The 24,145-nt window shown below is 62.7% G+C and carries 25 protein-coding genes; 9 read left to right on the top strand and 16 right to left on the bottom strand.

Annotated features, from left to right (window positions below):
• Positions 1–16: 16 nt before the first annotated feature.
• Entirely contained in the window at positions 17–1,015 is a 999-nt protein-coding gene (locus IEV82_RS04515) for a polyprenyl synthetase family protein (RefSeq protein WP_373285169.1), read from the top strand.
• Here the strand turns inward: IEV82_RS04515 and IEV82_RS04510 are convergent.
• The 3 genes from IEV82_RS04510 to IEV82_RS04500 form a co-directional block, all read right to left on the bottom strand.
• On the bottom strand, positions 1,008–1,811 hold the full coding sequence (locus IEV82_RS04510; RefSeq protein WP_188480735.1) for a 4-(cytidine 5'-diphospho)-2-C-methyl-D-erythritol kinase: 804 nt from the start codon (positions 1,809–1,811) through the stop codon (positions 1,008–1,010). The two genes, IEV82_RS04515 and IEV82_RS04510, sit on opposite strands and share 8 nt — an antisense overlap.
• Positions 1,795–3,522 (bottom strand): tetratricopeptide repeat protein, encoded by a 1,728-nt coding sequence (locus tag IEV82_RS04505; protein ID WP_188480734.1) that lies wholly within the window; start codon positions 3,520–3,522, stop codon positions 1,795–1,797. The genes IEV82_RS04510 and IEV82_RS04505 overlap by 17 nt, the downstream gene beginning before the upstream one ends.
• Positions 3,523–3,621: 99 nt before the next feature.
• Positions 3,622–5,271 (bottom strand): electron transfer flavoprotein-ubiquinone oxidoreductase, encoded by a 1,650-nt coding sequence (locus IEV82_RS04500; RefSeq protein ID WP_188480733.1) that lies wholly within the window; start codon positions 5,269–5,271, stop codon positions 3,622–3,624.
• 274 nt (positions 5,272–5,545) lie between these two features.
• Between IEV82_RS04500 and greA the strand changes: the two genes are divergently transcribed.
• Together greA and IEV82_RS04490 are read left to right on the top strand one after the other, a co-directional pair.
• Entirely contained in the window at positions 5,546–6,016 is a 471-nt protein-coding gene (greA, locus tag IEV82_RS04495) for a transcription elongation factor GreA (protein WP_188480732.1), read from the top strand.
• Between the two features lie 16 nt (positions 6,017–6,032).
• Positions 6,033–7,040 (top strand): hypothetical protein, encoded by a 1,008-nt coding sequence (locus tag IEV82_RS04490; RefSeq protein ID WP_188480731.1) that lies wholly within the window; start codon positions 6,033–6,035, stop codon positions 7,038–7,040.
• Between the two features lie 80 nt (positions 7,041–7,120).
• Here IEV82_RS04490 and IEV82_RS04485 read toward each other — a convergent pair whose 3' ends face one another.
• The 4 genes from IEV82_RS04485 to IEV82_RS04470 are packed head-to-tail and all read right to left on the bottom strand — an operon-like array spanning position 7,121 to position 11,227.
• Positions 7,121–9,235 carry a molybdopterin-binding protein gene (locus IEV82_RS04485; protein WP_188480730.1) on the bottom strand — a complete coding sequence of 705 codons (2,115 nt, stop codon included), beginning with the start codon at positions 9,233–9,235 and terminating at the stop codon, positions 7,121–7,123.
• A complete protein-coding gene (mobB, locus tag IEV82_RS04480; protein ID WP_188480729.1) occupies positions 9,232–9,723 on the bottom strand; it encodes a molybdopterin-guanine dinucleotide biosynthesis protein B in 492 nt (163 codons plus the stop codon). Before mobB ends, IEV82_RS04485 begins: the two co-directional genes overlap by 4 nt.
• Positions 9,720–10,352, bottom strand: coding sequence for a molybdenum cofactor guanylyltransferase MobA (gene mobA / locus IEV82_RS04475; RefSeq protein WP_188480728.1), 633 nt, complete (start codon positions 10,350–10,352; stop codon positions 9,720–9,722). The genes mobB and mobA overlap by 4 nt, the downstream gene beginning before the upstream one ends.
• A complete protein-coding gene (locus IEV82_RS04470; protein WP_373285167.1) occupies positions 10,349–11,227 on the bottom strand; it encodes a formate dehydrogenase accessory sulfurtransferase FdhD in 879 nt (292 codons plus the stop codon). Before IEV82_RS04470 ends, mobA begins: the two co-directional genes overlap by 4 nt.
• A 62-nt stretch (positions 11,228–11,289) precedes the next feature.
• Here IEV82_RS04470 and IEV82_RS04465 point away from each other — a divergent pair, with 62 nt between their 5' ends.
• Together IEV82_RS04465 and IEV82_RS04460 are read left to right on the top strand one after the other, a co-directional pair.
• Positions 11,290–11,997 (top strand): AzlC family ABC transporter permease, encoded by a 708-nt coding sequence (locus IEV82_RS04465; protein WP_188480726.1) that lies wholly within the window; start codon positions 11,290–11,292, stop codon positions 11,995–11,997.
• Positions 11,994–12,317, top strand: a complete 324-nt coding sequence (locus tag IEV82_RS04460; protein ID WP_188480725.1) for an AzlD domain-containing protein — start codon at positions 11,994–11,996, stop codon at positions 12,315–12,317. Before IEV82_RS04465 ends, IEV82_RS04460 begins: the two co-directional genes overlap by 4 nt.
• 6 nt (positions 12,318–12,323) lie before the next feature.
• Here IEV82_RS04460 and IEV82_RS04455 read toward each other — a convergent pair whose 3' ends face one another.
• From IEV82_RS04455 to IEV82_RS04430, 6 genes are all read right to left on the bottom strand, one after another.
• A complete protein-coding gene (locus tag IEV82_RS04455) occupies positions 12,324–12,950 on the bottom strand; it encodes a hypothetical protein (protein ID WP_229747661.1) in 627 nt (208 codons plus the stop codon).
• Between the two features lie 30 nt (positions 12,951–12,980).
• A complete protein-coding gene (locus tag IEV82_RS04450; protein WP_188480724.1) occupies positions 12,981–13,115 on the bottom strand; it encodes an aa3-type cytochrome c oxidase subunit IV in 135 nt (44 codons plus the stop codon).
• A gap of 232 nt (positions 13,116–13,347) precedes the next feature.
• Positions 13,348–13,812, bottom strand: a complete 465-nt coding sequence (locus tag IEV82_RS04445; protein ID WP_229747660.1) for an Lrp/AsnC family transcriptional regulator — start codon at positions 13,810–13,812, stop codon at positions 13,348–13,350.
• A gap of 225 nt (positions 13,813–14,037) precedes the next feature.
• Entirely contained in the window at positions 14,038–15,204 is a 1,167-nt protein-coding gene (locus tag IEV82_RS04440; protein WP_188480722.1) for a DNA recombination protein RmuC, read from the bottom strand.
• On the bottom strand, positions 15,201–17,045 hold the full coding sequence (gene mutL / locus IEV82_RS04435) for a DNA mismatch repair endonuclease MutL (RefSeq protein ID WP_188480721.1): 1,845 nt from the start codon (positions 17,043–17,045) through the stop codon (positions 15,201–15,203). Before mutL ends, IEV82_RS04440 begins: the two co-directional genes overlap by 4 nt.
• Positions 17,046–17,104: 59 nt before the next feature.
• Positions 17,105–17,266 (bottom strand): hypothetical protein, encoded by a 162-nt coding sequence (locus IEV82_RS04430; protein WP_188480819.1) that lies wholly within the window; start codon positions 17,264–17,266, stop codon positions 17,105–17,107.
• A gap of 101 nt (positions 17,267–17,367) precedes the next feature.
• Here IEV82_RS04430 and IEV82_RS04425 point away from each other — a divergent pair, with 101 nt between their 5' ends.
• The 4 genes from IEV82_RS04425 to IEV82_RS04410 are packed head-to-tail and all read left to right on the top strand — an operon-like array spanning position 17,368 to position 20,536.
• Positions 17,368–18,294 carry an AEC family transporter gene (locus IEV82_RS04425; RefSeq protein ID WP_188480720.1) on the top strand — a complete coding sequence of 309 codons (927 nt, stop codon included), beginning with the start codon at positions 17,368–17,370 and terminating at the stop codon, positions 18,292–18,294.
• 13 nt (positions 18,295–18,307) lie between these two features.
• Positions 18,308–19,138, top strand: a complete 831-nt coding sequence (gene fghA, locus IEV82_RS04420) for an S-formylglutathione hydrolase (protein ID WP_188480719.1) — start codon at positions 18,308–18,310, stop codon at positions 19,136–19,138.
• Positions 19,135–19,596 (top strand): YaiI/YqxD family protein, encoded by a 462-nt coding sequence (locus IEV82_RS04415; RefSeq protein ID WP_188480718.1) that lies wholly within the window; start codon positions 19,135–19,137, stop codon positions 19,594–19,596. Before fghA ends, IEV82_RS04415 begins: the two co-directional genes overlap by 4 nt.
• A 22-nt stretch (positions 19,597–19,618) precedes the next feature.
• Positions 19,619–20,536, top strand: coding sequence for an ornithine cyclodeaminase family protein (locus tag IEV82_RS04410; protein ID WP_188480717.1), 918 nt, complete (start codon positions 19,619–19,621; stop codon positions 20,534–20,536).
• 59 nt (positions 20,537–20,595) lie between these two features.
• Here the strand turns inward: IEV82_RS04410 and IEV82_RS04405 are convergent, their stop codons facing one another.
• Genes IEV82_RS04405 through IEV82_RS04395 form a run of 3 tightly spaced genes read right to left on the bottom strand, consistent with a single transcriptional unit; the run spans position 20,596 to position 24,114 of the window.
• Complete coding sequence (locus tag IEV82_RS04405) at positions 20,596–21,840, bottom strand: MFS transporter (RefSeq protein ID WP_188480716.1); 1,245 nt, start codon at positions 21,838–21,840, stop codon at positions 20,596–20,598.
• Between the two features lie 25 nt (positions 21,841–21,865).
• A complete protein-coding gene (locus tag IEV82_RS04400; protein ID WP_229747659.1) occupies positions 21,866–22,732 on the bottom strand; it encodes a C40 family peptidase in 867 nt (288 codons plus the stop codon).
• Positions 22,729–24,114 (bottom strand): leucyl aminopeptidase family protein, encoded by a 1,386-nt coding sequence (locus tag IEV82_RS04395; RefSeq protein WP_188480715.1) that lies wholly within the window; start codon positions 24,112–24,114, stop codon positions 22,729–22,731. Before IEV82_RS04395 ends, IEV82_RS04400 begins: the two co-directional genes overlap by 4 nt.
• Positions 24,115–24,145: the final 31 nt, after the last annotated feature.

The following is a 24,145-nucleotide window of genomic DNA, read 5'->3' as shown; positions in this document are numbered from 1 at the left end:
TCCTGAAGGAATGGTGATGATGTTGGATAAACCAAGTCAAAAACCGCATGACCGGCTGGCAGAAATCCTGTCGGAAGACATGGTAGAGGTGAACGCGCTGATCCACACGCGGATGGCGTCGAAACACGCACCGCGCATCCCCGAGGTGACCGCGCATCTGGTCGAAGCGGGAGGCAAGCGGTTGCGCCCGATGCTGACGCTGGCGGCAGCGCGGATGTGTGGCTACGAGGGTGACAACCACGTCAAGCTGGCCGCGACGGTCGAATTCATCCACACCGCGACGCTGCTGCATGACGATGTGGTCGATGAAAGCGAAAAGCGGCGCGGGCGGCCGACGGCGAACCTGCTCTGGGACAACAAGTCGAGCGTGCTGGTCGGCGATTATCTGTTCGCGCGGTCGTTCCAGTTGATGACCGAGACCAACAACATTCGCGTGCTGCGCATCCTGTCCGACGCGGCGGCGACGATTGCCGAGGGCGAAGTGTTGCAGATGACAGCCGCGCAGGATCTGCGCACGACCGAAGACATCTACCTGCAAGTGGTGCGCGGCAAGACAGCAGCTCTGTTTTCGGCGGCGACCGAGGTGGGCGGCGTGATTGCCGACATGGACGAGGCCAAGATCAAGGCGCTTTTCGACTATGGAGATGCTCTGGGGATCGCGTTCCAGATCGTTGATGACCTGCTGGATTACTGGGGTTCGGACGCCACGGGCAAGAACGTGGGCGACGATTTCCGCGAGCGCAAGCTGACCCTGCCGGTGATCAAGGCGGTGGCCAAGGGTGACGACGAGGAACGCGCGTTCTGGAAGCGCACGATCGAGAAGGGCCGTCAGGAAGACGGCGATCTCGAGCACGCGATCGGGCTTTTGAACAAGCACGGCACGCTCGAGGCGACACGGGCCGAGGCGAACGACTGGATCGCCAAGGCACGCGCCGCATTGGCCACCCTCCCCGAACATCCGATCCGCGGCATGCTGGACGATCTGGCCGATTACGTGGTGGCACGGGTCAACTAGGGTCTGCGCCACGTGTTCGGGTTGCAACGATCCACCAATCGGTGTGTGCGTTCGCTATGCGCGCCTCGGCAGCATGAGCGGCGTCGCGATCCGGATAAATCCCGAAACAGGTCGATCCTGACCCGGACATCCGCGTCAGCAGTGCATCGTCCAGCGCGCCAAGCGCCTCGGCGATCACCGGGGCATAGTGCATCGCAGCGCGCTGCAGATCGTTGCGCTGCGCGGCCAGCCAAGCCAGCCAGTCACCCTCCGACGGAAACGGCTCCATCGCGGGATTGACCTTGGTCGCCAGCGCCTTGAACACATCCACCGTCGGCACATGCGCCTTGGGGTTGACCAGCACCATCCAGAAGGACGGGCAGTCCGGCACATCGCTCAGGACATCGCCGATCCCCTGCATCCGCTGCGGACGGGAGTTCAGGCACACAGGCACATCAGCCCCGAGGCCCAAAGCCAGATCGGGGCGGGTGACCGCGCGCAAGGCAGCTGCGGCATCGGACGATCCACCGCCGATCCCCGCCCCATGGGGCAGGTTCTTGGTCAAGGTGATCCGCGCCGTGGTGCCAGACTGCTCGACCGCTTTCCAGACAAGGTTTCGCGCGTCCTCTGGAACACCCTTGGCGAAGGGGCCATCGACCGTCAGGGACATGCTGTCTGCCGCAGTGATCGACAGAGAATCCCCCACATCCGCAAAAACCACGAGCGAATCCAGCAGGTGATAGCCGTCTGCCTGCTGGCCGATGACATGCAGGGCCAGGTTGATCTTGGCCGGTGCGAATTCAGTCGCTGCTGTCATTTGCCACTTGCAACGGCGGTGCGCCTTCCTCGGCCAGCACCTGATCCAGACCAACCTCCAGCTTGGCGCGGATGCGGTCGGCATTCACATCTTCGGCGGTCGTGCCATAGACCGCAAAGGACAGCGCCCGACGCCATTGGAACCGCGCCTCGGTCTTGCGGCCGACTGCCCAATAGACGTCACCCAGATGGTCATTCACGATGGGATCGACCGGCATGAGTTCGGCGGCGCGTTCCATGTGACCCACCGCCTCGTCATAGCGGCCAAGCCGGTACAGAACCCAGCCAAGGCTGTCGATGATGTAGCCACTGTCGGGGCGGGCCGCGGCGGCGCGTTCGATCATGTCGAGCGCCTCGTCCAGCTTCATCTGCTTTTCGACCAGCGAGTAGCCTAGGTAGTTCAACACCTGCGGCTGCTCCGGGTTCAGCTCCAAAGCCGCGCGGAAATCAGCCTCCGCCTCGTCCCAGCGGTCAAGCCGTTCATAGCTGATGGCGCGCGCATAATGCAGGAACCACTGGCGCTGCGTCTCTACCTCGAACAGGCCGAGCGCCTGCGTGTAAGCGTCGATCGCCTCTTGGTAGCGTTCCAGCTGGCGCATCGTGTCGCCCAGCGTCGAATGCACGATGGGCTGGTCGCCATGGGTCGTGGCCAGACGTTGCAGCACCTCGACGGCGGCATCCACCTTGTCGCTGTCGCGCAACGCGGCGGCACGGCCAAGTTCGGCGGCGTGGAAGGCCGGATCGTCCTGCGGCACTTGGGCATAGGCTTTGACCGCCAGATCGGACTGGCCCATCTCGTCCAGAAGGCTGGCCGTCAGCAGAATCGCGTCGATGTGACCGGGGCGCAAATGTTCCGCGATGCGGGTGTAGAGCAGCGTGAACTCGTCGTTGGCCTCGCTCGCCAGCGCTGCGGCAAGTGTGTAGAACACCTCGGCCAGACCATCGCGCGGGCCGCGGATATGGGTAAAGGGGATCGCCTCGCCCGCCGTGAGCGCATCGCGCATCTGGGTCAGGCCGGGATCGAGATCGCTGCCGAAAGCGGTCTCGATCAGGGTCAGCGCATCGGCATTACGGTTCAGCTGGCTCAGGACCACGGCATGGGCCATCACGCCCCGTCGGGTCAGTTGCATCCCGCCTGTTCCCGCATCTTCGAGAATTCCGGCAGCGCCTTCGAAATCGCCCACCGACGCCAGCGCGAGTGCCTTGTGATAGAGCGCAAAGTTGCGCAGACCCTGCTCCGTGGCCAGTTCATCGAACTGCACAAGCGCCGCCGACATGTCACCCACGCCAAGTTGCGACCATGCGGTCAGCAGGCCGTCGACCAGCGGGCCAACGCCACGGTCATCGTCGATCCGGGCAATCAGGTCATCGTATTCCTCGGCTGCCGCCAGCTGTGCGACAATCGCCATATGCGCAACCTGACTGCGATGCCCGTCATTCACCAGCTTGGTCGCAAGGGCAGCAGCGCGGTCCACGTCGCCCAGCGAAATCTCGGCAAGAGCCGCGCGTTCGAGGATCGACGGGTTCTGCGGATCACGCATGACCGCCTGCCCGTAATAGGTCGCTGCAGCCTGAATGTCGCCGTCAAAGCTGGCTTGCCGCCCGGCAAGGTAATTGCCCGACAGGCTGCTCGCGATCGCACCGCCCGGTGACAGGAGGCAAAGCGCCAGCGCTGCCGATCCCAAAAGCCGCTTCATGCTCGACTGCGCCATTTTCTTCTCCTTGAAAAGGTGAATTTCGCAAAGCGTAGCGCGCCGCTTGACCGCACGCAACCAACGCAAAAGGCCGGGCACTGGCCCGGCCTTGACGCTTTACATATTGGGGTAGTTCGGACCGTCCCCGCCCTGCGGCACCGTCCAGTTGATATTCTGGCTCGGGTCCTTGATATCGCAGGTTTTGCAATGAACGCAGTTCTGGAAATTGATCACGAACTGGTCATCGCCGTTTTCATCCTTGATGAATTCATAGACACCCGCCGGGCAATACCGCGCCGATGGCCCGCCATATTTCGGCAGGTTGATCGCCACGGGAATCGACGGATCCTTCAACTTGAGATGCGGCGGCTGGCTTTCCTCGTGGTTGGTCGCGGAAAATGACACGTTGGTCAGACGGTCAAATGACAGCTTGCCATCAGGCCTGGGGTAGTCGATCGGCTTGAAGTTCTTCGCTTCGCCGGTTGCGGCCGCATCCGTCTTGCCATGTCCGATGGTGCCGAAGAGCGAGAATCCGATGCTGTTGGTCCACATGTCGAACCCGCCCAGCGTCAGCGACGCGGTCAGACCGTATTTCGACCAGAGCGGTTTGACGTTGCGCACCTTCTTGAGGTCAGCCCCGATTGCGCCCTCGCGCACATCGGTTTCATACGCAGACAGCTCGTCCGATGCGCGCCCGTCCTGAATGGCGGCATAGGCGGCTTCGGCCGCAGCCTTGCCCGACAGCATCGCGTTGTGGTTGCCCTTGATGCGCGGCACGTTGACCATGCCGACCGAACAGCCCAGCAGCGCCACTCCGGGTGCGACCATCTTGGGCATCGACTGGTATCCGCCTTCGGAAATCGCCCGCGCGCCATAGGCCACGCGCTTGCCGCCCTTGAGCAGCTCGGCCACCATCGGATGGTGCTTGAAGCGCTGGAATTCCATGTAGGGATACAGGTGCGGGTTCTCGTAGTTCAGGTGCACAACGAAGCCGACATAGACCTGGTTGTTGTCGAGGTGGTAAATGAACGACCCACCGCCCGCGTTGCTGCCAAGCGGCCAGCCCATCGTGTGGGTGACAGACCCGGCCTTGTGCTTCTCGGGGTCGATCTCCCAGATTTCCTTCATGCCAAGGCCGAATTTCTGCGGCTCCTTGCCTTTCGAGAGGTCAAATTTCTCGATGACTTCCTTGGCGAGATTTCCGCGCACGCCTTCACTCAGGAACACGTATTTTCCTAAAAGTTCCATCCCCGGCTCATAACCCGGGCCGGGCGTGCCATCGGATTGGCGGCCGAATTCGCCCGCGACCACGCCTTTGACCTCGCCGTTGTCGCCATAGACGATCTCGGAGCAGGACATGCCCGGAAAAACCTCGACGCCCAGTTCCTCGGCCTGTTCGGCCATCCAGCGGCAGACATTGCCCATCGACACGATATAATTGCCGTGGTTGTTCATCAGCGGCGGCATCGGCCAGTTGGGAATGCGGATCTTGCCCGCCTCGCCCAGCAGGTAGAACCGGTCCTCGGTCACCGGCACGTTGAGGGGCGCACCCTTTTGCTTCCAGTCGGGGATCAGCGCATCGAGACCGGAGGGATCAAGCACCGCGCCCGACAGGATATGCGCGCCGACTTCGGAGCCCTTTTCAAGAACCACGACGTTCAGGTCTGCGTCCAACTGTTTCAACCGGATCGCGGCGGACAGGCCTGCAGGGCCTGCGCCGACGATGACAACGTCGTATTCCATCGCTTCGCGCGTGTGTTCGCTCATGTCGGGCTCTTTCCTGAAAGTCACCTGTCGAAAATCTGCAGGGTGACGTAACCCGCCGCCCTGCCCCGGTCAATTGCGACACCGCGTTACACCCCGAGTGACACCGGAATTGCCGCCTTTTCATGCGCCAGCCCCTGCCGAGAAGATGCAAGGCCTCTTGCGTTTCTCCAACGGGTCGGGGCACTGTTGCACCAACGCTAGTGACATGTTTAGACCGCGCCAAAGTGAACAGGCGCCAGAGTTTTCACTCTGCCGACCAAGAGGGAACCGTCCCATGGAAAAGCTACCGATGACCCGCGCGGGACACGCCGCGCTGGAAGCCGAATTGAAAACGCTCAAATCCTCCGAGCGTCCCGCCGTGATCCAGGCAATCGCCGAGGCGCGCGAACTGGGCGACCTGAAGGAAAACGCGGAATATCACTCCGCGCGAGAAAAGCAGGGCTTTATCGAGGGTCGGATCAAGGAACTCGAAGGTGTCCTGAGCCTTGTCGAGGTGATCGACCCCACCAGGCTGTCCGGCCCGATCAAGTTCGGTGCCACGGTCACGCTGGTGGACGAAGACACTGACGAGGAAAAGACCTGGCAGATCGTGGGCGAACATGAGGCCAATATTGAAAAAGGCTTGCTTAACATAAAGTCACCCATCGCCCGCGCCCTGATCGGCAAGGACGAGGGCGACAGCGTCGAAGTACGCACGCCGGGCGGTGACAAATCCTATGAAGTGCTGAAAATCGCATACATCTGATGGGTCGGACCCCGCCATGACACAGCAAAAAGACGCCCGCCCGATCCCCAGCGCGATCCAGTCCCGGCCCGGCGACGCCTCGCGCGGGCTGAGCGGGATCGAACTGACCGCCGCAGGGCTCAGCGTGATCTGGCTGGTCATTTCGGCCGCGTTTTTCCTGTTTTCCGGCAATGATGGAGCGGATGGCCTGCGCTTCCTGCTGACGATGATGGTGATTTTCTTTCCCGTCGGCATGATCTGGGTCGCCGCCGTCGGCGCTCGGTCGTCCCGCATCATGCGCGAGGAAAGCGCCCGCCTGCAGACCGCCATCGACGCGATCCGTCACGCCTACATTGCCCAGAGCCAGGCGGGCGGACGCGATCAGCCGCCGCACCCGTCAATCGTCAAGAAGCTCGAGGAAATCGCCGACCTGCAGAAAAAGGCCGAGACCACGCTGGCGATGTTCACCTCGACCCGTGCCGCACAGATTGCCGTGCAGGCCGGTGCGCCGGATCTCGAAACCGGGGATCAACCCACGCTGGCCCTTGGCACTCCGGCCGAGGCGCTGCATCCGCCCCTGTCCAATCCCGATTTCATCCGCGCTCTGCATTTTCCTGAAACCGCCGACGATCAGGAAGGCTTCGCCGCCCTGCGCCGCGCGCTGAAGGATCGCCCTTCGGCGCAATTGGTGCAGGCAGCTCAGGACGTGCTGACCCTGCTGAGCCAGGACGGCATCTACATGGATGACCTGCGACCCGACATGGCACGGCCAGAGATGTGGCGGCGTTTTGCCAAGGGCGAACGCGGTCGCACCATTGCGGCGCTCGGCGGGGTGCGGGACCGCTCGTCGCTGGCGCTGACTGCGGGACGGATGAAGCAGGACCCGATCTTTCGCGATGCGGCGCACCATTTCCTGCGCCTGTTCGACAAGGGCTTTGCCCGGTTCGAAAACACGGCGACTGACGCCGAGATTTCCGATCTGGCCAGCACGCGCACGGCGCGGGCGTTCATGCTGCTCGGTCGCGTGACGGGAACGTTCGATTAAGAAGATTTGTTAACGATTTCCCAGTATTTACTGGGAAGGACCTTAGATTTTTCGTACGAAAAATCTCAACGCGGCATCTATCAGAAAGACGAAAACGGGATGTAGCGCACCGGGTCGCCCGGTTGGACATGCGCAGCACCGTCGGGCAATTCGACCAGACCTTCGGCCCAGCTCAGCCCGCTGATCCGGCCAGACCCTTCGGATTTGAACACCTCCGCCTGACCATTGCGGATGCGGGCGCGCAGATATTCGCGCCGCCCCGGTTTCTTGCGTTTCTCGAACGCGGCGGGCAGCGTAAATCCCTGCGGCTCGAACCACCCCGCACCCGACAGAGCGCCCATCGCGGGTCGTGCAAAGATCAGCGTGCAGACCAGCGCCGCCACCGGGTTGCCCGGCAGGCCAAAGACCGGCACGCCCTGCCACAGTGCCAGGGCCAATGGGCGTCCCGGTTTCAGCGCGATCCGCCATTCCTGCATCGCGCCGGTCTCGCGCAAAAGTGCCGAAATATGATCTTCGTCGCCCGCAGACGCGCCGCCCGAGGTCAGAATCACATCGGCCCGCGCCGCCGCGTCGTCGAGTGCACCGCGCACGGCATCCCGGTCATCTCGCGCACGGCCCATATCGACAATTTCGAAGCCAAAACCTGCGCAGAGGCTCAGCAACATGGGGCGGTTTGCGTCGTAAATCTGCCCTTCCGCGGCATCGCTTCCGGGCTCCACGATCTCGTCCCCGGTGGACAGGACCGCCACGCGAAGTCGCTTGCGCACCTCCAGCGTGCCGTGCCCGACCGCAGCCGCCAGCGCCAAATCCGCAGGTGTCAGAACCCTTCCGGCGCCGATCGCGACATCACCGACAGTCACATCCTCACCGGCCTTGCGCGTGTTCGCTCCGCGCTTCAGCGGACCGTGAAAGGCGACCTGCCCGTCGCCGACACGAACGTCTTCATCCAGAACCACGGTGTCCACGCCATTGGGCAGGTCGGCCCCGGTCAGAACGCGGATCGCGTGACCTTCGGGCACCGAGCCGGCAAAGGGCGCACCCGCAGCCGCACGGCCATCCACCAGCGGCAAGACCTGCGGCCCATCGCCTATCGCGGAACCGGCAAAACCGTAACCATCCACCGCCGTGTTCGGATGCGGCGGGTTCGATCGTGTCGCCACGATATCCACAGCCAGAACCCGCCCCGCCCCCTGCATCAGCGGTACGCGTTCAATACCGACCACAGGGGTCATCCGGTCGCGCAGCAAAGCGAGTGCGTCATCAACGGGCGTCCAGTCCACTCCGGCAGGCAAAGCGAAACAATCGTTGCGCAGGGGTGGCGGCTCCAGCGCGACCGGGCCCCGCGCCGCCGCGATCAGTTCGTCAGTGTGTCCCGCACCCAGTATCCACGCCTCGTCACGGGCCTCCGGCCCGATATCCTTCAGCATCATCTGCAGCGCATCCGGCGACAGCCCGGCCAAGGCTCGCGCCAAAAGCCGCACCTGCGCGGCATCTCTGATCTCGGTGCCCTGTACCTCCTTTACTGCCTGTTCAATCAACCCCGGCCAAATCTCAACAAGGACGGTCTGCGCGTCAGACCAGTCCTGAAAGGGCCAGACCGCCACACCCGCGCGCCGCCGCAACCGGGCGAGCATGGGAAGCCCCATCAAGGCCTGGCTTCCCACAGTCGGGTTAAAGAAGAGTTGAAAACAGGAAGACGACGCCTTCGCCGCCAGATCACAGGCGCGCCGTTCCGCGCAAATGTCATAACTTATCCCCGCCTTGCGATACGGCACATCGGGCCAGCCGGTCTCGCTTGGTTTGCCCCAGAACGGTCCCTGCCCGTCGAACAGGCAGTTGATCTCGGACGCCACATCAAAGCGGTTGTTCTCGCCCGCCTCGCTGTCGGTGATCCGCGCCTCGAGCCAGTCCCAGAAGGCCAGCGGATCATCCGAGCCCGTGACATGCCGGACAAAGCCGCGCGGATACCCAAAGGGAAAATCGAACCCGATCAGGACGCGCAGTCCCGCCTCCGCCTCTGCCTCGATGAACCCGTTCAACCAAACTTCGGCCTCGATCCGCGACCGGCAATACACTGGCGCAAGGTCTTCGCCGTTGCGTGTCACCCCGATCCAGATCGCGTCTTTTGTCGGGCGCGCGGGCGCTCGTTTGCCCGCCGACCAGTCGACAATCGCAATTGTGTCGAAGCCTCTCAAAGCCCCACCTCTGACAGGATGAAATCGGCAATCGCGGTGGTGTCGTTCAAATCGAAAACGGGCCGGTCGAGATCAATCTCGGTATCGCTGGCCACGGCACGGATGGTCGGATCACCGGGCGCAATCAAATCATTTCCAGTTTCGGCGCGAAACGCCTCGATCTTGGGATGGCGGTCGCGCTTGTAGCCTTCCACCAGCACCAGATCGACCGGCATCAACTTGGTCAGCAGCGTGTCCAGCGTCGGTTCCTCTTCGTTGCGCAATTCGTGCATCAGCGCGAACCGGTTGCGCGAAGCCAGAAGCACCTCGGTCGCACCCGCAACGCGGTGGCGGTGGCTGTCCTTGCCCGGGTGATCCACGTCGAAGGTATGATGCGCGTGCTTGACGGTCGACACGGTGATCCCGCGCTCCGTGATCTCGGTCACCAGCCGCTCCATCAGCCCGGTCTTTCCGGCGTTCTTCCAGCCTGTGACGCCGTAAATCCTCATGCAAGTGCCTCTGCTGTTTTCAGGTCGTCGGGGGTGTTCACGTTGAAGAACGGGTCTCCGTTGTGCGTGTCGAACACCGCCTCGCGCCCGTGGTGTTTTTCGGTCCAGATCACCACTTTCTTGATCCCGTCCTGCACGGCGGCGCGCAGATCATTGCGCAGAGCAACAGGCCAGAGGCCGAATGTGGGATGACGGATCAGTCCGGAGCGGCTCATGGACTTTGTCTGTTCCTCGCCCTTTGGCGTCGCGGCAAGCACCAGCGGATGGGTCATGCCTTGGGCCTTGTGTTGAAGCACCTCCACCAGATCGGCGGGAAAGAACGGCGTGTCGGCGGCGACGGTCACAATGGCCTCTGCCCCCTGATCCGCCGCCCAATCCAGACCCGCCAAAACTCCCGCCAAGGGACCGGGGAATCCCGCGATGCTGTCCGGCAGCACCGGCAACCCAAACGCGCCGAACCGCTCCGGATCGCCGTTCGCATTCAAGGCCATGCCCCCCACCTGCGGGTGCAAACGGTCGATCACCCGCTGCAACAGCGTCTTGCCACCGACCTGCAGCAACGCCTTGTCGCCACCTCCCATGCGCGTCGCCAACCCGCCGGCGAGGATCACACCCAGAGGCAAACTCATTCCGCGCTCTTCCGACTGCTTTTTCGGCTTTCCTCGGGCACGTCGTCCGGGTCCATGTCGCGCACGAGGCGGTCCTCTCCGGCAAGGCACACAAATCGCTTGCCACGCATCCGCCCGATGCAGGTCAGTCCGACCTGCCGCGCGATTTCGACCCCCCAGGCGGTAAAGCCGGATCGCGAGGCCAGAACCGGAATGCCCATCAGCGCGGTCTTGATCACCATTTCCGAGGTCAGCCGCCCGGTGGTGTAGAGGATCTTGTCCTTCGGCCCGACGCCTTCGCGGAACATCCAGCCCGCGATCTTGTCTACCGCATTGTGGCGCCCCACGTCCTCCATGTAGACCAGCGGACGATCCTCCTGACACAGCACCGTGCCGTGAATGGCCCCCGCCTCAAGGTACAACGACGGCGTCGTGTTGATCTTGTGCGCCAGCGCATAAAGCCACGAGGTCCGCAGCTCTGTCGCGGGCAGCACCACCTTGTCCAACCCTTCCATCATGTCACCAAAAACAGTGCCCACGGCGCAACCGCTGGTGCGGGTCTTTTTCTTGACCTTCTCTTCATAGCTTGTCTGCCGTTCGGTGCGCACCACGACAACCTCAAGGTCGTCGTCATACTCCACCCGCGTGACCACGTCATCGGCCAGAAGCATGCCCTGATTGCGCAGAAAACCAACGGCAAGATATTCGGGATAATCACCGATCGTCATCGCGGTGACGATTTCCTGCGCGTTCAGATAAATCGTCAAGGGGCGTTCCTCGACCACGCTGATCTCGGTCTTCGCCCCGGTGTGATCGGTGCCGACCACCCGCCGCGTCAGCCGAGGCGCGCTGGGATCGGGCGCGATGAGGTAGTCCCTGAACACGTCATCCGGCATTGATTGCATCTCCCCTCGTCCAAGGCTACGTCCGGTCCGAACACAGCAGACGAGGCACAGTGATGGCGGCAGGCACCGCAATGTCAAGCTACTGGCGGGGCGTCCGGGACGGCTTGCCCTTCCTGGCCGTTGTCGGTCCCTTTGCCATGCTTTTCGGCGTCTTGGCAACCGAGGCCGGGCTGGCCGTGCATGAAACCATGGGGTTTTCCATCGTCGTGATCGCAGGCGCCGCGCAGTTCACCGCGCTGCAATTGCTGAACGAAAACGCGCCTACATTGGTCGTCATCGCATCTGCGCTGGCGGTGAACCTGCGGATGGCGATGTATTCGGCGTCGATCACCCCGCATCTGGGGCCGCTACCGCTTTGGAAACGCGGGATCGCGGCGTATTTCCTCGTCGATCAGACCTATGCCCAATCGGTGCTCGACTACGAACGCAACCCGGATCAGACGACATCCGAGAAATTCGCCTATTTCCTCGGGGTGATGTCGCCGATCTGCCCGCCCTGGTATCTCTTCACCTTCATCGGCGCTGTGCTGGGCGAACGCATCCCCCCCAGCCTCGGCCTCGATTTCGCGCTGCCCATCGCGTTTCTGGCGATGATCGGACCGATGCTGCGCACGCCCGCGCACCGGATCGCCGCACTGGTGTCGGTGATCCTCGCGCTGGCCTTTGCATGGCTGCCCTTCAACATGGGCCTTCTGGTGGCGGGGCTGGGCGGCATGATTGCGGGCGCTCAAGCGGAAACCCGGCTGGGGATCAAGCCATGACCGACACGACAGAGCTCTGGACGGTCATCATCGCGCTGGGTCTGGGCAGTTTCGGGCTTCGCTTCGCGTTCCTTGGCCTCGTGGGCGATCGCGCGATGCCCGAATGGCTGCTTCGGCACCTGCGGTACACGGCGGTTGCAGTGATCCCTGCGCTGGTCGCGCCGCTGGTCCTTTGGCCCACCGTAACCGGGGGCGAGCCGGACGCGACGCGGCTTGCTGCTGCCGCAGCGACCTTTGCCGTCGGGTATCTGACGAAAAACGTCTTTGCCGCGATGGGCGTGGGCGCGACCGTTCTGGTCTCGCTCAGCCTGCTGCTCTGACGCGGATCACTGGGTCGCTAGCGCCCGTTCGAACTGCGCGACAGCAAGCGCCTTGTCGTCGTCGTCATCCTCGAAGATGCGCGTGGTCTGAACCCCCGGCAGTTTCTCGAAATCCTCCATCAGCCTTCTGGGAAACCAGGTCGATCCGATGGAGTCGAACCCCGGAAGCTGGCGCAGGATGCGCGTCGTGCTCAAAGTACATTGCGCCGACGCGACAGGGCCGTTCGCGATGGCAAGTTGCAGCGCACGCTCCGCGACCTCGGGCGACACCTCGATGCGCTGGACCACAACGTGAAATGTCTCCCGCGCATGCGCGCTGGCATAGAAATCGGCGACATTGGGCGTGATGCCATAGAGCACATCGTCCCGCTCCGGCACCGCGCTCAGCCGCACCGTGCCTGCTGGATCAAAGATCACCCGCTGCGATCCATTGATCATCAGGCTGGTATGCGCCCCCGCCCCGGTGCGGTTGTTGATCATCGTGTACAGCGTGAGCGCCGTCGGACCGGCATGGCGATACGACGCGCTGCTGATCACTTCGGGGGACGCATCCGGGCGCATGTCAGCGCCCGCGCCACACCCCACCAAGGCCAACATCGCCAGTCCGGCGAAAATGCGCGACAACAAGGTCATGTCAGCCTCTGGTCAAGTTCTGTTGAAATCTCAGGAATTGAAGATCGCGAGGAAAATCAGAACCCCGATCGAGAAGACCGCAACCCTGACAGACCAGCGGATGAACCCGTCAAAGGTCTTTTCCTGTTCGGTCGTTTGCATTGTACCGTGCTTGTGTTCAGCCATTTGAGACATCCCTTGCATATGTTTTTGAGTCGCTACCTGATTTGCCCGACACTGTCACCCATGCCAAGCGCGCAGTGTGTCGCGGCTCAGCTGTCCTGTTCCAATTCTGCCGCAAGTTGAAACCCCATGCGGCGCGGTGCGACGTCATTGCACAGCAGCGGCATTCCCCTCGACCGCTTCGGCATTGGTCTGACTGTCCTGGCTCATGGTCGCTCCCCCTCGGGTCGGCCTTTCAGATGGGCAAAGCCGTGGTTTCCTTGATCTCCTCCATAACGAAACTGGCCGAGATATCCGAGAGCGGAATCCGCGCGATCACGCGCTTGTAAAACGCGTCATAGGCTGGAACATCGGCCACCCGCACCCGCAGAAGGTAATCCAGGTCACCGGTCATCCGGTAGGCGCCGACCACTTCGGGCATAGTGCGCACCGCCTTGTGAAAACTCTCCAACCAATCCGCATCATGGCGCCCGGCGCGGATCATCACCATCACTTCGAGCGGACAGCCCAGCTTGACCGGATCAGCCAGCGCCACCCGCCCGGTGATGATGCCGGACTGTTCCATCATCTTGATCCGCCGCCAGCAGGCGTTGCGCGACAGCGCCACCTGATCGGCGATGACCTCCACGCTCAGGCTTGCATCCCGTTGCAGGATACGCAGGATTGCCTTGTCGAATTGATCAAGCTTGTCTTGGTCCACGAGAGAATTTCCCATAAATTCGTCATTAATTTAGGAAATCTTCCTTCGAGATACCAGCAACATACGACCCAACAAAGCCAAACGTTAACAAAAAGTTAAAGGGTCCGAACCGGACATATTGTTTCGCGCGCGAAACAGTTCGAGCCGGTTTCGCCTTTGGCGAACAAACCATACGGGGGATGGTTTGAGGCGAGAACGGGCCGAGCCCAAGGTGCGTATTCTGACCTATTCTCCCGGCGGCTTGGCCAGTCGCACCACCGGTGTCGGATCGACCTTGGCGAGTTCCTCGAAATCGAAATTGTCCAGCCGCCGCGCCCGGCGTCCTGCCTTGTCCGCGCTGATCTTGATGTCCGCGATGTCCTTGGCCGCCTGTCCGAAATGCCGGTCGAGGCTTTCCACCCGGCTGCCCAGCCGGTCCACATCGGCGTAAAGCAATCCCAGTTCCTTGCGGATCGCCCCGGCCTGTTCCTGCATCCGCGCATCCTTGAGGATCGCGCGCATCGTGTTCAGGGTCGCCATGCAGGTGGTCGGTGACACGATCCAGACCCGCGCCGCAAACCCGTCGCGCACCACTTCGGGGAAGTTCGCATGCAGTTCGGCATAGACCGCCTCGGAGGGCAGGAACATCAGCGCGCCATCGGCGGTCTCGCCTTCGATGATGTATTTCTCGGAAATGTCCTTGATGTGCTTTCGCAGCGAAAGCCGAAGCTGCTGTGCTGCGCGAGTCAGTTGCTCTTGCGTGTCGGCCCGGCGAAGCTGCTCGTAGGCTTCGAGCGGGAACTTGCTGTCGATGGCAATCGGCCCCGGCGGGTTCGGCAGGTGGATCAGGCAATCCGCGCGCTTGCCGTTCGAAAGTGTGGCTTGCAGCGTATAGCTGTCCTTGGGCAGCGCCTTGCCGACGATATCCGTCAACTGGATTTCCCCGAATGCGCCGCGCGTCTGCTTGTTCGACAGGATGTCCTGCAAGGACAGCACATCGCCCGACAGCTTGGTGATGTTCTCCTGCGCCTTGTCGATGCTCTGGAGTCTTTGCTGCAAGTCACCAAGCGATTGCGCCGTGCGCCGGGCCGAGCCGTGCAGGTTCTCGTTCATCTGGCTTTGCACCTGCGCCAGCCGCCGCTCCATCAGTTGCAGCATCGCGGTCTGGCTTTGCGCCTGTGCTTCGCTGACATGGTGCAGACCACCCGACAACCGTTCCTGCCCGTCGCTGAGGCTTTGAACCCGCTGCCCCACCTGCGCCAGTTGGTACACCAAGGGTTCGCTGAGTTTCGCAGCGCGACGGGCGGACATGAGCGACATGAAAAGCAGAAGGAACACCAGCCCGCCCAAGGCCAAAGCCAGAAGGATGACCGGATCGCTCAGGTCAAGAATGAGATCACCGATCTGGATCATGTGCGGCCAAACAGTCTTTCGATGTCGCTGAGTTTCAGTTCGACATAGGTGGGCCGGCCGTGGTTGCACTGGCCGGAATAGGGCGTCGCTTCCATTTCGCGCAGCAGCGCGTTCATTTCCTCGGCGCGCATCTGTCGACCGGAGCGAATCGACCCGTGACAGGCAACACGAGACAGGATCGCCTCGATCCGGTCCTGAACGGCGCGGGCTTCGCCCTGGTCGTTCAACTCGTCGAGGATATCGCGCAGAAGGGCGTCAGCGTTGACTTCACCCAGAATTGCCGGGGTCTCGCGGACCACAACGGCACCGTTTCCGAAGGGCTCGATGGTCAGGCCCATGCGGGTCAGGTCATCCGCGATGTCCAAAAGGCGGGCGCTGTCGCTTTCGCTCATCTCGACCACGTCCGGGATCAGCAGCGCCTGTGCGGGTACGCTGTTCTGCGCCATCTGGGTCTTGAGTTTCTCGTAGACCAGACGTTCATGTGCGGCGTGTTGATCGACGATCACGATGCCGTCTTGTGTCTGCGCGATGATGTAGTTCTCGTGCACCTGCCCCCGCGCCGCGCCAAGCGGAAGATGGGGGCGGGGGATCTCATCGGCCTCTTGCGAGCTCTCTTCGACCTCGACCACGCGACCCGAATAGCTTTGCGCCATATCCGCGAAACCGGGCGACTGCATCGCATAGGCTGTCTGTTTCGCGGCGAAACTCGGGCGGTCCATCTGGTAGATGCGGGGTTGGCCCTGGGGCGCCTCGGGACGCATGGCACCCAGCGTGGCACCCGCCACGGTGGTCGACGCGCGGTGCCCTGCCTCGGCCAGCGCATGGCGCAGGGCGGATACGACCAACCCGCGCACGAGTCCCGGTTCGCGGAAGCGAACCTCGGATTTTGCCGGATGCACGTTCACGTCCACCTTGTGCGGGTCGCAATCGATGAACAGCGCCACCGCCGGGTGACGGTCGCGGCTGAGGAAATCGGCATAAGCCCCGCGCAGCGCGCCAATCAGGAGCTTGTCGCGCACCGGGCGGCCGTTGACGAAGAGGAACTGCGCCACCGCCGCACCGCGCGAATAGGTCGGCAAGCCGGCAAGCCCGGTGAGGTGAATGCCCTCGCGTTCGGCATCTATGGGCACGGCATTGTCGATGAACTCCGCGCCCATCACCTGCCCCAAGCGACCGCGAAGGGCGTCGAAGAGATCGCCGGTCACCGCGTCGGCACGGAAGGTCACGCGGCCTTCGCCACCCCCCGACACGTCGCGCAGAGCAAAGCTGACCGAGGGTTCGGCCATGGCAAGACGCTTGAGCACATCCGAGATCGCCTGCATCTCTGCCCGGTCGGATCGGAGGAATTTCAGCCGTGCTGGTGTGGCGTAGAACAGGTTGCGCAGAGTGACGACGGTGCCGCGCGACAGGGCCGCCGGTTTCACCGGGTCGGATTTGCCGCCAGTGACCGACAGTTCGGCGGCGTCGTACCCTTCGGCCCGGCTGGTCAGGGTCAGGCGACCGACCGCCCCTAGCGAGGCCAGCGCTTCGCCACGAAACCCGAAGCTGTGGATGTTGAGCAAATCCGACCCGTCGATCTTGGACGTGGCGTGACGGGCAATCGCCAGCGGCAGCTCTTCGGGCGGGATGCCGCACCCGTCATCGGTGACGCGGATCAGGGTCTTGCCGCCATCGGCGATGGCCACCTCGATGCGAGTCGCGCCCGCGTCGATGGCGTTTTCCACCAGCTCCTTGACCGCGGAGGCCGGGCGTTCGACCACCTCGCCCGCGGCTATGCGGTTGATGGCGCCTTCCTCAAGTTGTTGAATTGAGGCGCGGATATTGGTGGCATGGGAGTTCATGCCACGAGATGTAGCATGGAGGATACGATTCTTCTACGGGGTTTCGGATTCCAAAAAGGTCAGAAAAACTTGAGCAAGATACCCATCGCACTGACGTAGGCCGCCATCAGAACCCAGAAGCGATACTTCATATTCTGATTGATTTCGGATGTTTCCGCGACAAGTTTCGCGATTTCCGCACGCATCTTGTCGTCGGCGATGGATTGTTCTTGCAGTGTCATCGAAGCGTCCCAAACAGATTCATGCTCCTACTCTAAATATAGGTGGTTAACAGAACCCTGTCGAGATTGACCCCGCCCACCCGCATGATAACAAAACACATATGCTGGCTATCTTCCTTCAGACCCTGCCTTTTTTCGCCTTGATCGCCGTCGGGTTCGGCGCGGGCAAGACTGGCTTCTTTACCGAGGAAGCAACCGCCTACCTGACCAAGTTCGTTTTCTACTTCGCGCTGTCGGCCATGTTGTTCCGGTTTTCGGCCAACCTGTCGATTGCCGAGATCTTCGATTGGCGGATCGCGGCAGGGTATCTGTGGGGTACAGCCTTTGTCTACGGCATCGGCATGGCGGTGGGGTTCCTGCGCGGCATGAACACCGAAACCGCCGCCTTTGAAGGACAGGTCGCAGCTATCGGGAACACCGGCTTTCTGGGTGTACCGATGCTGGCGCTCTTGATGGGGCAGGATGCGGTCGGGCCAATCATCCTTGTTCTGACCATCGACCTTGTGGTGTTTTCGTCGCTGATCGTGATCCTGGTTGTCGGGTCGCGCGAAGGCCGGATGTCGTTGCGCATTTTCAGAACGGTCGGGGTGGGCTTGCTCAAGAACCCGATGATCGTCGCGATCGTGGCGGGGTTCATGGTGTCGTCCACGGGTGTGCCGATCCCTGAGCCAGTCAATCAATTCCTGTCCATTCTGGGGGCCGCCGCCACACCCGGTGCCTTGTTCGCGATTGGTGCGTCCTTGGCCAGCAAATCTGCCGAGCGTTTGAACATCGCGGGCTGGCTTAGCTTTTGCAAGCTGGTGATTCATCCGGCGGCGGTGGCGCTGGGGGTTTTCATCCTGTTTCCGGCCGATCCCTACAAGGCGGGGGTCGTGGTAGCGGCTGCGTCCTTGCCAGTTGCGGGCAACGTGTTCATCCTTGCCCAGCATTACAACGTGGCCCCGCAACGGGTGTCCGCCGCCATCCTGATCTCGACGACGCTGAGCATCGTGACAGTGTCCTACGTGATCAGCCAAGTCTTGATCTAGGAAAGGAAGCGCCATGCAAACCGTATCGGAGAACGCCTGTTTCGGGGGTGTGCAAGGTGTCTATTCCCATGCGTCCGAGGCCTGTGGGTGTGACATGACCTTTGGCCTCTACCTGCCGCCCGCGGCCAAGGACGGCCCGGTGCCGGTGCTGTGGTATCTGTCCGGGCTGACCTGCACCCACGAGAACGCGATGACCAAGGCCGCTGCGCAGGGGTTTGCGGCAGAGGCGGGCATGGCGGTGGTATTCCCCGACACGTCACCGCGCGGCGCGGATGTGGCGGATGACGACGCCTATGATCTGGGCAAGGGAGCCGGGTTCTACGTGAACGCGACACAGGAGCCGTGGGCACCGCATTTCCGGATGTGGGACTATGTTTCGACGGAATTGCCCGCACTCTTGGGCACCGAATTTGCGGTCGATCTGGGTCGTCAGGCGATCACGGGTCATTCGATGGGTGGACATGGCGCGCTGACCCTTGCGATGGCGCATCCGGGGCGGTTTGCCTCTGTTTCGGCCTTTGCGCCGATTGCCAACCCGATGCAAAGCGATTGGGGCCGCAAACAGCTGTCCGCCTATCTGGGCGATGATGAGAGCACTTGGGCCAAGCATGACGCGACGGTGCAGATGGAGGCTGTGGGCTTTGACGGTCCGCTGCTGGTGGATCAAGGGGGATCGGACCAGTTTCTGTATCTGCTCAAGCCCGAAGCGCTGGCGCAGGCAATGGCAGCGCGGCGGCAGGACGGGGTGTTCCGGATGCAGAAGGGCTACGACCATTCGTATTTCTTTGTCGCGACCTTCATCCCCGATCACATCGCGTTCCATGCCAACGCGCTGGGGCTGTGACCCGGCTGTTCGTCGATGCCGATGCCTGCCCGGTGAAGGGTGAGGCCGAGCGCGTGGCGACACGGCACAAGGCGCAGATGTACCTCGTGTCGAATGGCGGGTTGCGGATGTCTGAAAATCCGTTTGTGGAGGTGGTCGTCGTGTCGGACGGGCCGGACGTGGCCGATATGTGGATCGCGGATCGGGCCGGGCCGGGGGATGTGGTGATCACCGGGGATATTCCGCTGGCCGCGCGCTGCGTCGAGAACGGCGCGCGCGTGCTCAAGCACAATGGCGAGCGTCTGGATGCGCGCAATATCGGACAGGTGCTTGCGACGCGCGACCTGATGACCGATCTGCGCGCGGCGGACCCGTTTCGGCAGGGCGGCGGCAAGGCGTTCTCCAAGGTCGACCGGTCGCGGTTTCTGGATGCGCTGGAGCGCGAAATGCGGGCGGCAGCGAGTGACACGCCACGCTGAGAGACCACGAGGGGAGAGAGCCATGACCACACCCGAGATCATTCCCTTTGCGGAAGGCGAAGCGCAACTTGACTGGGTCGGCCTGACCGATGCGATTGCGGCAGGGCATGATTTGCCGAAGGCCAAGATTGCGGACAGTTTCCTCTATCGCGGGGAAGATACGCTCTTGAACCGGGCGGCCTGGATCGACGGGCTGGGGCTGGCCGTGAAATCGGCGACGATCTTTCCGGGCAATGCCGGACTTGGAAAACCGGCGGTGAATGGCGGTGTGTCGGTCTATTCGGATATGGACGGGACGCTCGCGGCGATCATCGACTTTCACCTTGTGACCAAGTGGAAGACCGCCGGGGACAGTCTGCTCGCGGCACGTCGGCTGGCGCGACCGGACAGCGCGGTGATCCTGATCGTCGGTGCGGGGACCGTGGCGCGGTCCTTGATTGAGGCGTATTCGGCGGCGTTTCCGGGAGCGCGTTTTCTGATCTGGAACCGGACCGGCGCCAAGGCGCGCGCGTTGGCGGATGCGTTTGGTCACGTCACGGCGGTGGATGATCTGGCAGAGGCTGTGGGACAGGCGGATATCCTCAGTTGCGCCACCATGTCGACCACGCCGGTTCTGCAGGGCGCGTGGCTGCGGCCCGGAACCCATGTGGACCTGATCGGCGCGTACCGGCCCGACATGCGCGAGGCCGATGATGCGGCGCTGACGCGGGCGCGGGTGTTTGTCGACTCGCTGGACACCACGGTGGGGCATATCGGCGAGATCCGGGATCCGATTGCGCGAGGGGTGATCTCGGAGGCGGATATCGTGGCGGATTATTATGATCTGGGTGCGTTTGCGCGGCAGTCCGAGGACGAGATCACGCTATTCAAGAATGGCGGCGGGGCGCATCTGGACCTGATGGTCAGCCGCTACATTCTGGATCGGTGGCAGACCCGTTAGACCGGGTTCTCGATGCGTTGACGCATCGCCTGTTTGCGTTGACGCAAACAGGCTCCTGATCAGGCAGCAAGCGGGATCGGTTGACGTTTTTCACGGATCGGCAAATGCACGATTGCGCTGAACGCGCCGACACCGACGCCAATCCACCAGACCAGCGTGTAATCGCCGTGGATGTCGTACATCCGGCCCCCCAGCCATACTCCCAGGAAGCTGCCCAGCTGGTGGCTGAAGAACACGATGCCGTAGAGCGTGCCCATGTAGCGCAGCCCGTAGATATGCGCGATCAGCCCCGAAGTGAGCGGCACGGTGGCCAGCCAGAGCGACCCCATCGCGGCGGAAAACAGGATCACCGATGTGGGGGTAATCGGGAACATGATGAAGAGCGCCGCGATGATGGTGCGGCCCGTGTAGATGCCCGCCAGCAGGTATTTCTTGGACCAGCGGTTGCCGGCCCAACCCGCCGTCAGCGTGCCGACGACGTTCATCAACCCGATGAGCGAGATCGACACCGCGCCCAGCGCAGACGTTGTCGTGATGCCGAGGGAATGCAGGATGCCCCCCGGCTGGATCGGTCCGCACAGTTCGGTCACGAAGGCCGGGAAATGCGCGGTCACGAAAGCCAATTGGTAGCCGCAGCTGAAAAAACCCAGGAAGATCAGCGCATAGGATGGATCGCGGAAGGCGCGGACGAGGATGGTGCCCATGCTTTCCTCAAGCTCGGCACGGCTGGCCAGAGGTGTCGGCGACCGCATGAACGGCAGCACCAGCGTCACCGCGAGGATGACAGCCGCGAACCAGATGAACACCATCTGCCAGCTCATGAGCGTCAGCATCCATTCCGCGACCGGCGCGCCAAAGATCTGCCCCGCGCTGCCTGCGGCGGTGGCGATGGCGAGACTCATGGAGCGGTTGGCGTCCGAACTGGCACGGCCCACCACGGCGAGGATCACGCCGAAGCCGGTGCCCGCCACGCCGAAGCCCACGAGGATTTCGTAGAACTGATGCGCGCTGGGTGTGACTGCGAAGGACGACAGCACCAGACCTGCGGCATAGGTCAGCGCGCCAAGGATGATCGCCTTGCGGTCGCCGATCTTTTCGGCCAGCGCACCGAAGAGCGGTTGGCCAATGCCCCAGGCAAGGTTCTGGATCGCGATGGCCAGAGAGAATTCGGCCCGCAGCCAGCCGAATTCCTCGGCGATGGGGATCTGGAACACCCCGAAGCTGGCACGGATCGCGAAGGACACCATGATGATGAAACACCCGCCGACAAGGACGGGTGTGAAGATGGAGGCGCGGGCTTGCATAGGAGTGCTCCGGAAGGTGCCGCGATTAGACGTCTTTTCGACCCAGCGTCAAGCGGGCATGGCGCAGGACAGGATCACCCTGATCGGCAATCCTCTGGATCGCAGCATGGAGCGGTTCATAAGCCACCGACATGGAATGTGCATTCGCGTGCAAAAGCGTGTCCGGATCGGAGACCCAGCCGACATGGCCCTTCCAGAACAGAAGGTCGCCGCGTTGAGGCGGTGTATCGGGGTGGAGCGTTTCTCCAAGCTGCGCCCTCTGCTGATCGCTGTCACCCGGACAAGGAATGCCGCAGGCGTGACAGGCAATCTGCACCAGACCGGAGCAGTCGATCCCAAAGGCGGAATTGCCACCCCAGACATAGGGTGTGCCAAGCAGGCGTTCGGCAACCGTGACCTGATCGGGGTCTTTCGTGTCGATCGGGGTCAGGTGGGCAAGAGGAACGTAAAGATCGTGCGGGGCGCCGTTGATGGTTGCCCATTTGTCGGTGGTCGCCGTGAGGACGACCTCTGATCCAAGGGACAGCGGCACAAGGTCGGCCTTGGTCGCCTTGAAATCGGGGGAGGCCAGCGCCACGGTTTGCCGGGCGCAGACGCGATGCGTTGCGGGATCGTCAACCGGGGTCAGCATGCGCGCCTCGACATAACCGGTGTAGCCGTCGTGGACCGCGTAGCCAAAGGCCCAGCCCTGTTCGCAGGCAAGGACATTGAAGCCCTGCCCCCAGAGGAGTTCGCGGTCACGCTCTCCGAAAGGTGCCGCGCGAAGCGCCGCAACCGGGGGACACGTCACCCAGTGCAGTTGGCCATCAGTGAACCGCTCTGCCGCAACGCTGCCCATCAGTGAACTGTGCGCAACCGTGCCGTTGGACCAATGTGTCCGCCGATCCGTCACAGGTCGAGCATGTCCGGCAGGGCGGCAAAGAGCGCGCGTGCGCCTTGAAGCGCGCCGCCCTTGGGCCGACCGGGTGCAGCAACGGGTTGCCAGCCGTAGATGTCGAAATGCATGTAACGATCCTGTTCACTGACAAACCGGCGCAGGAACAGCGCAGCCGTGATAGACCCGGCAAAACCGCCGCTGGGCGCGTTGTCCAGATCGGCGATACCGGGTTCGATCATCGCCTCGTAGGGTTCGTGGAAAGGCAGCCGCCAGACCGGATCGGCCATGCGTCGCGCCGCAAGATCGAGCGAGGTTGCAGCGACATCGTCGTCGGTGAAATAGGGCGCAAGATCGGGACCCACTGCGACACGGGCAGCACCCGTCAGGGTGGCCATCGATACGATCAGGTCAGGTTCGCCTTCGGATGCGAGGGTCAGCGCATCGGCCAGCACCAGCCGGCCTTCGGCATCGGTGTTGTTGATCTCGACCGTGAGACCCTTGCGCGAGGTGAGGATGTCCTGCGGGCGAAAGCTGTTGGCGCTGACCGAGTTTTCAACCGCCGGGATCAGCACGCGCAGGCGCACCTGAAGGCCCGACGCCATGATCATGTGCGCAAGCCCCAGGACGTTGGCCGCTCCGCCCATGTCCTTTTTCATCAGGCCCATGGAGCTGCCCGGTTTGAGGTTGAGCCCGCCCGTGTCGAAACAGACCCCCTTGCCTACAAGCGTGATTTTCGGGCCACTGGTGCCCCAGTGCATGTCGATCAGCCGAGGCGCGCGGTCCGATGCGCGACCCACGGTGTGGATCATCGGCAGATTGTTCTTGAGCAGAGCCTCGCCGGTGATGGCGGTGATCTTGGCCTTGTGCGTCTCGGCCAGTCCGCGCGCTGCGGCTTCCAGCTCCGCCGGTCCCATGTCGGAGGCCGGAGTGTTGATCAGGTCGCGGGTCAGGAACTCGGCTTCGGCCAAGATCGACACGCGCTGTGCATCGACACCACCCGGCGTGACCAGCGTCGCGTGATCCACGCTGTTCTCGCGATACCGAGTGAAGCTGTAGCAGGCCAGCAGCCAGCCCAGCGCCTCTTGCTCGAGGTGATGCGGGTCGATGCCGCTGTCGATCCGGTACGTGCCGGGGGCGAGTTTCGGCAGGGCTGCCGCCACTGCAAAGCGGTCGCGCTTGCGCGCTGCTTGGGTGCCATAACCGATCAGCGCCGCCTCGGGATGACCCTCGGCATCGTGGATCATCAAGGCGGTCCCGATGGCGCCCTTGAACCCGCTGACGTCGACCCAAGTGCGGATGCGGTCGCTTTGCTGCCCCGCCCAGAGCGCGACATCCTCGCTGCCGAGAACGTGGATCGGCAAGGCCTTGGTGCCCGCGGGCGCGAGTGCAACGGTCATGGAATTCCCCTTTCAAGATGGGGAGAACGTA

This window comes from Marivita lacus, from assembly GCF_014637725.1.
In the GTDB taxonomy this organism is placed as follows: domain Bacteria; phylum Pseudomonadota; class Alphaproteobacteria; order Rhodobacterales; family Rhodobacteraceae; genus Marivita; species Marivita lacus.
This window is presented reverse-complemented; position numbering and strand designations above follow the sequence as displayed.

Excerpts from the sequence above, each read along its gene's own strand:
- IEV82_RS04430 (WP_188480819.1), bottom strand. The coding sequence starts at position 17,266 with ATGACACTGCAAGAACAATCCATCGCCGACGACAAGATGCGTGCGGAA.
- IEV82_RS04425 (WP_188480720.1), top strand. The coding sequence starts at position 17,368 with ATGCTGGCTATCTTCCTTCAGACCCTGCCTTTTTTCGCCTTGATCGCC.
- mutL (WP_188480721.1), bottom strand. The coding sequence starts at position 17,045 with ATGAACTCCCATGCCACCAATATCCGCGCCTCAATTCAACAACTTGAG.
- fghA (WP_188480719.1), top strand. The coding sequence starts at position 18,308 with ATGCAAACCGTATCGGAGAACGCCTGTTTCGGGGGTGTGCAAGGTGTC.
- IEV82_RS04460 (WP_188480725.1), top strand. The coding sequence starts at position 11,994 with ATGACCGACACGACAGAGCTCTGGACGGTCATCATCGCGCTGGGTCTG.
- IEV82_RS04515 (WP_373285169.1), top strand. The coding sequence starts at position 17 with ATGATGTTGGATAAACCAAGTCAAAAACCGCATGACCGGCTGGCAGAA.
- IEV82_RS04450 (WP_188480724.1), bottom strand. The coding sequence starts at position 13,115 with ATGGCTGAACACAAGCACGGTACAATGCAAACGACCGAACAGGAAAAG.
- greA (WP_188480732.1), top strand. The coding sequence starts at position 5,546 with ATGGAAAAGCTACCGATGACCCGCGCGGGACACGCCGCGCTGGAAGCC.
- IEV82_RS04465 (WP_188480726.1), top strand. The coding sequence starts at position 11,290 with ATGGCGGCAGGCACCGCAATGTCAAGCTACTGGCGGGGCGTCCGGGAC.
- IEV82_RS04440 (WP_188480722.1), bottom strand. The coding sequence starts at position 15,204 with ATGATCCAGATCGGTGATCTCATTCTTGACCTGAGCGATCCGGTCATC.
- IEV82_RS04470 (WP_373285167.1), bottom strand. The coding sequence starts at position 11,227 with ATGCCGGATGACGTGTTCAGGGACTACCTCATCGCGCCCGATCCCAGC.
- IEV82_RS04395 (WP_188480715.1), bottom strand. The coding sequence starts at position 24,114 with ATGACCGTTGCACTCGCGCCCGCGGGCACCAAGGCCTTGCCGATCCAC.
- IEV82_RS04510 (WP_188480735.1), bottom strand. The coding sequence starts at position 1,811 with ATGACAGCAGCGACTGAATTCGCACCGGCCAAGATCAACCTGGCCCTG.
- IEV82_RS04455 (WP_229747661.1), bottom strand. The coding sequence starts at position 12,950 with ATGACCTTGTTGTCGCGCATTTTCGCCGGACTGGCGATGTTGGCCTTG.
- mobA (WP_188480728.1), bottom strand. The coding sequence starts at position 10,352 with ATGAGTTTGCCTCTGGGTGTGATCCTCGCCGGCGGGTTGGCGACGCGC.
- IEV82_RS04410 (WP_188480717.1), top strand. The coding sequence starts at position 19,619 with ATGACCACACCCGAGATCATTCCCTTTGCGGAAGGCGAAGCGCAACTT.
- IEV82_RS04405 (WP_188480716.1), bottom strand. The coding sequence starts at position 21,840 with ATGCAAGCCCGCGCCTCCATCTTCACACCCGTCCTTGTCGGCGGGTGT.
- IEV82_RS04500 (WP_188480733.1), bottom strand. The coding sequence starts at position 5,271 with ATGAGCGAACACACGCGCGAAGCGATGGAATACGACGTTGTCATCGTC.
- IEV82_RS04490 (WP_188480731.1), top strand. The coding sequence starts at position 6,033 with ATGACACAGCAAAAAGACGCCCGCCCGATCCCCAGCGCGATCCAGTCC.
- mobB (WP_188480729.1), bottom strand. The coding sequence starts at position 9,723 with ATGAGGATTTACGGCGTCACAGGCTGGAAGAACGCCGGAAAGACCGGG.
- IEV82_RS04505 (WP_188480734.1), bottom strand. The coding sequence starts at position 3,522 with ATGGCGCAGTCGAGCATGAAGCGGCTTTTGGGATCGGCAGCGCTGGCG.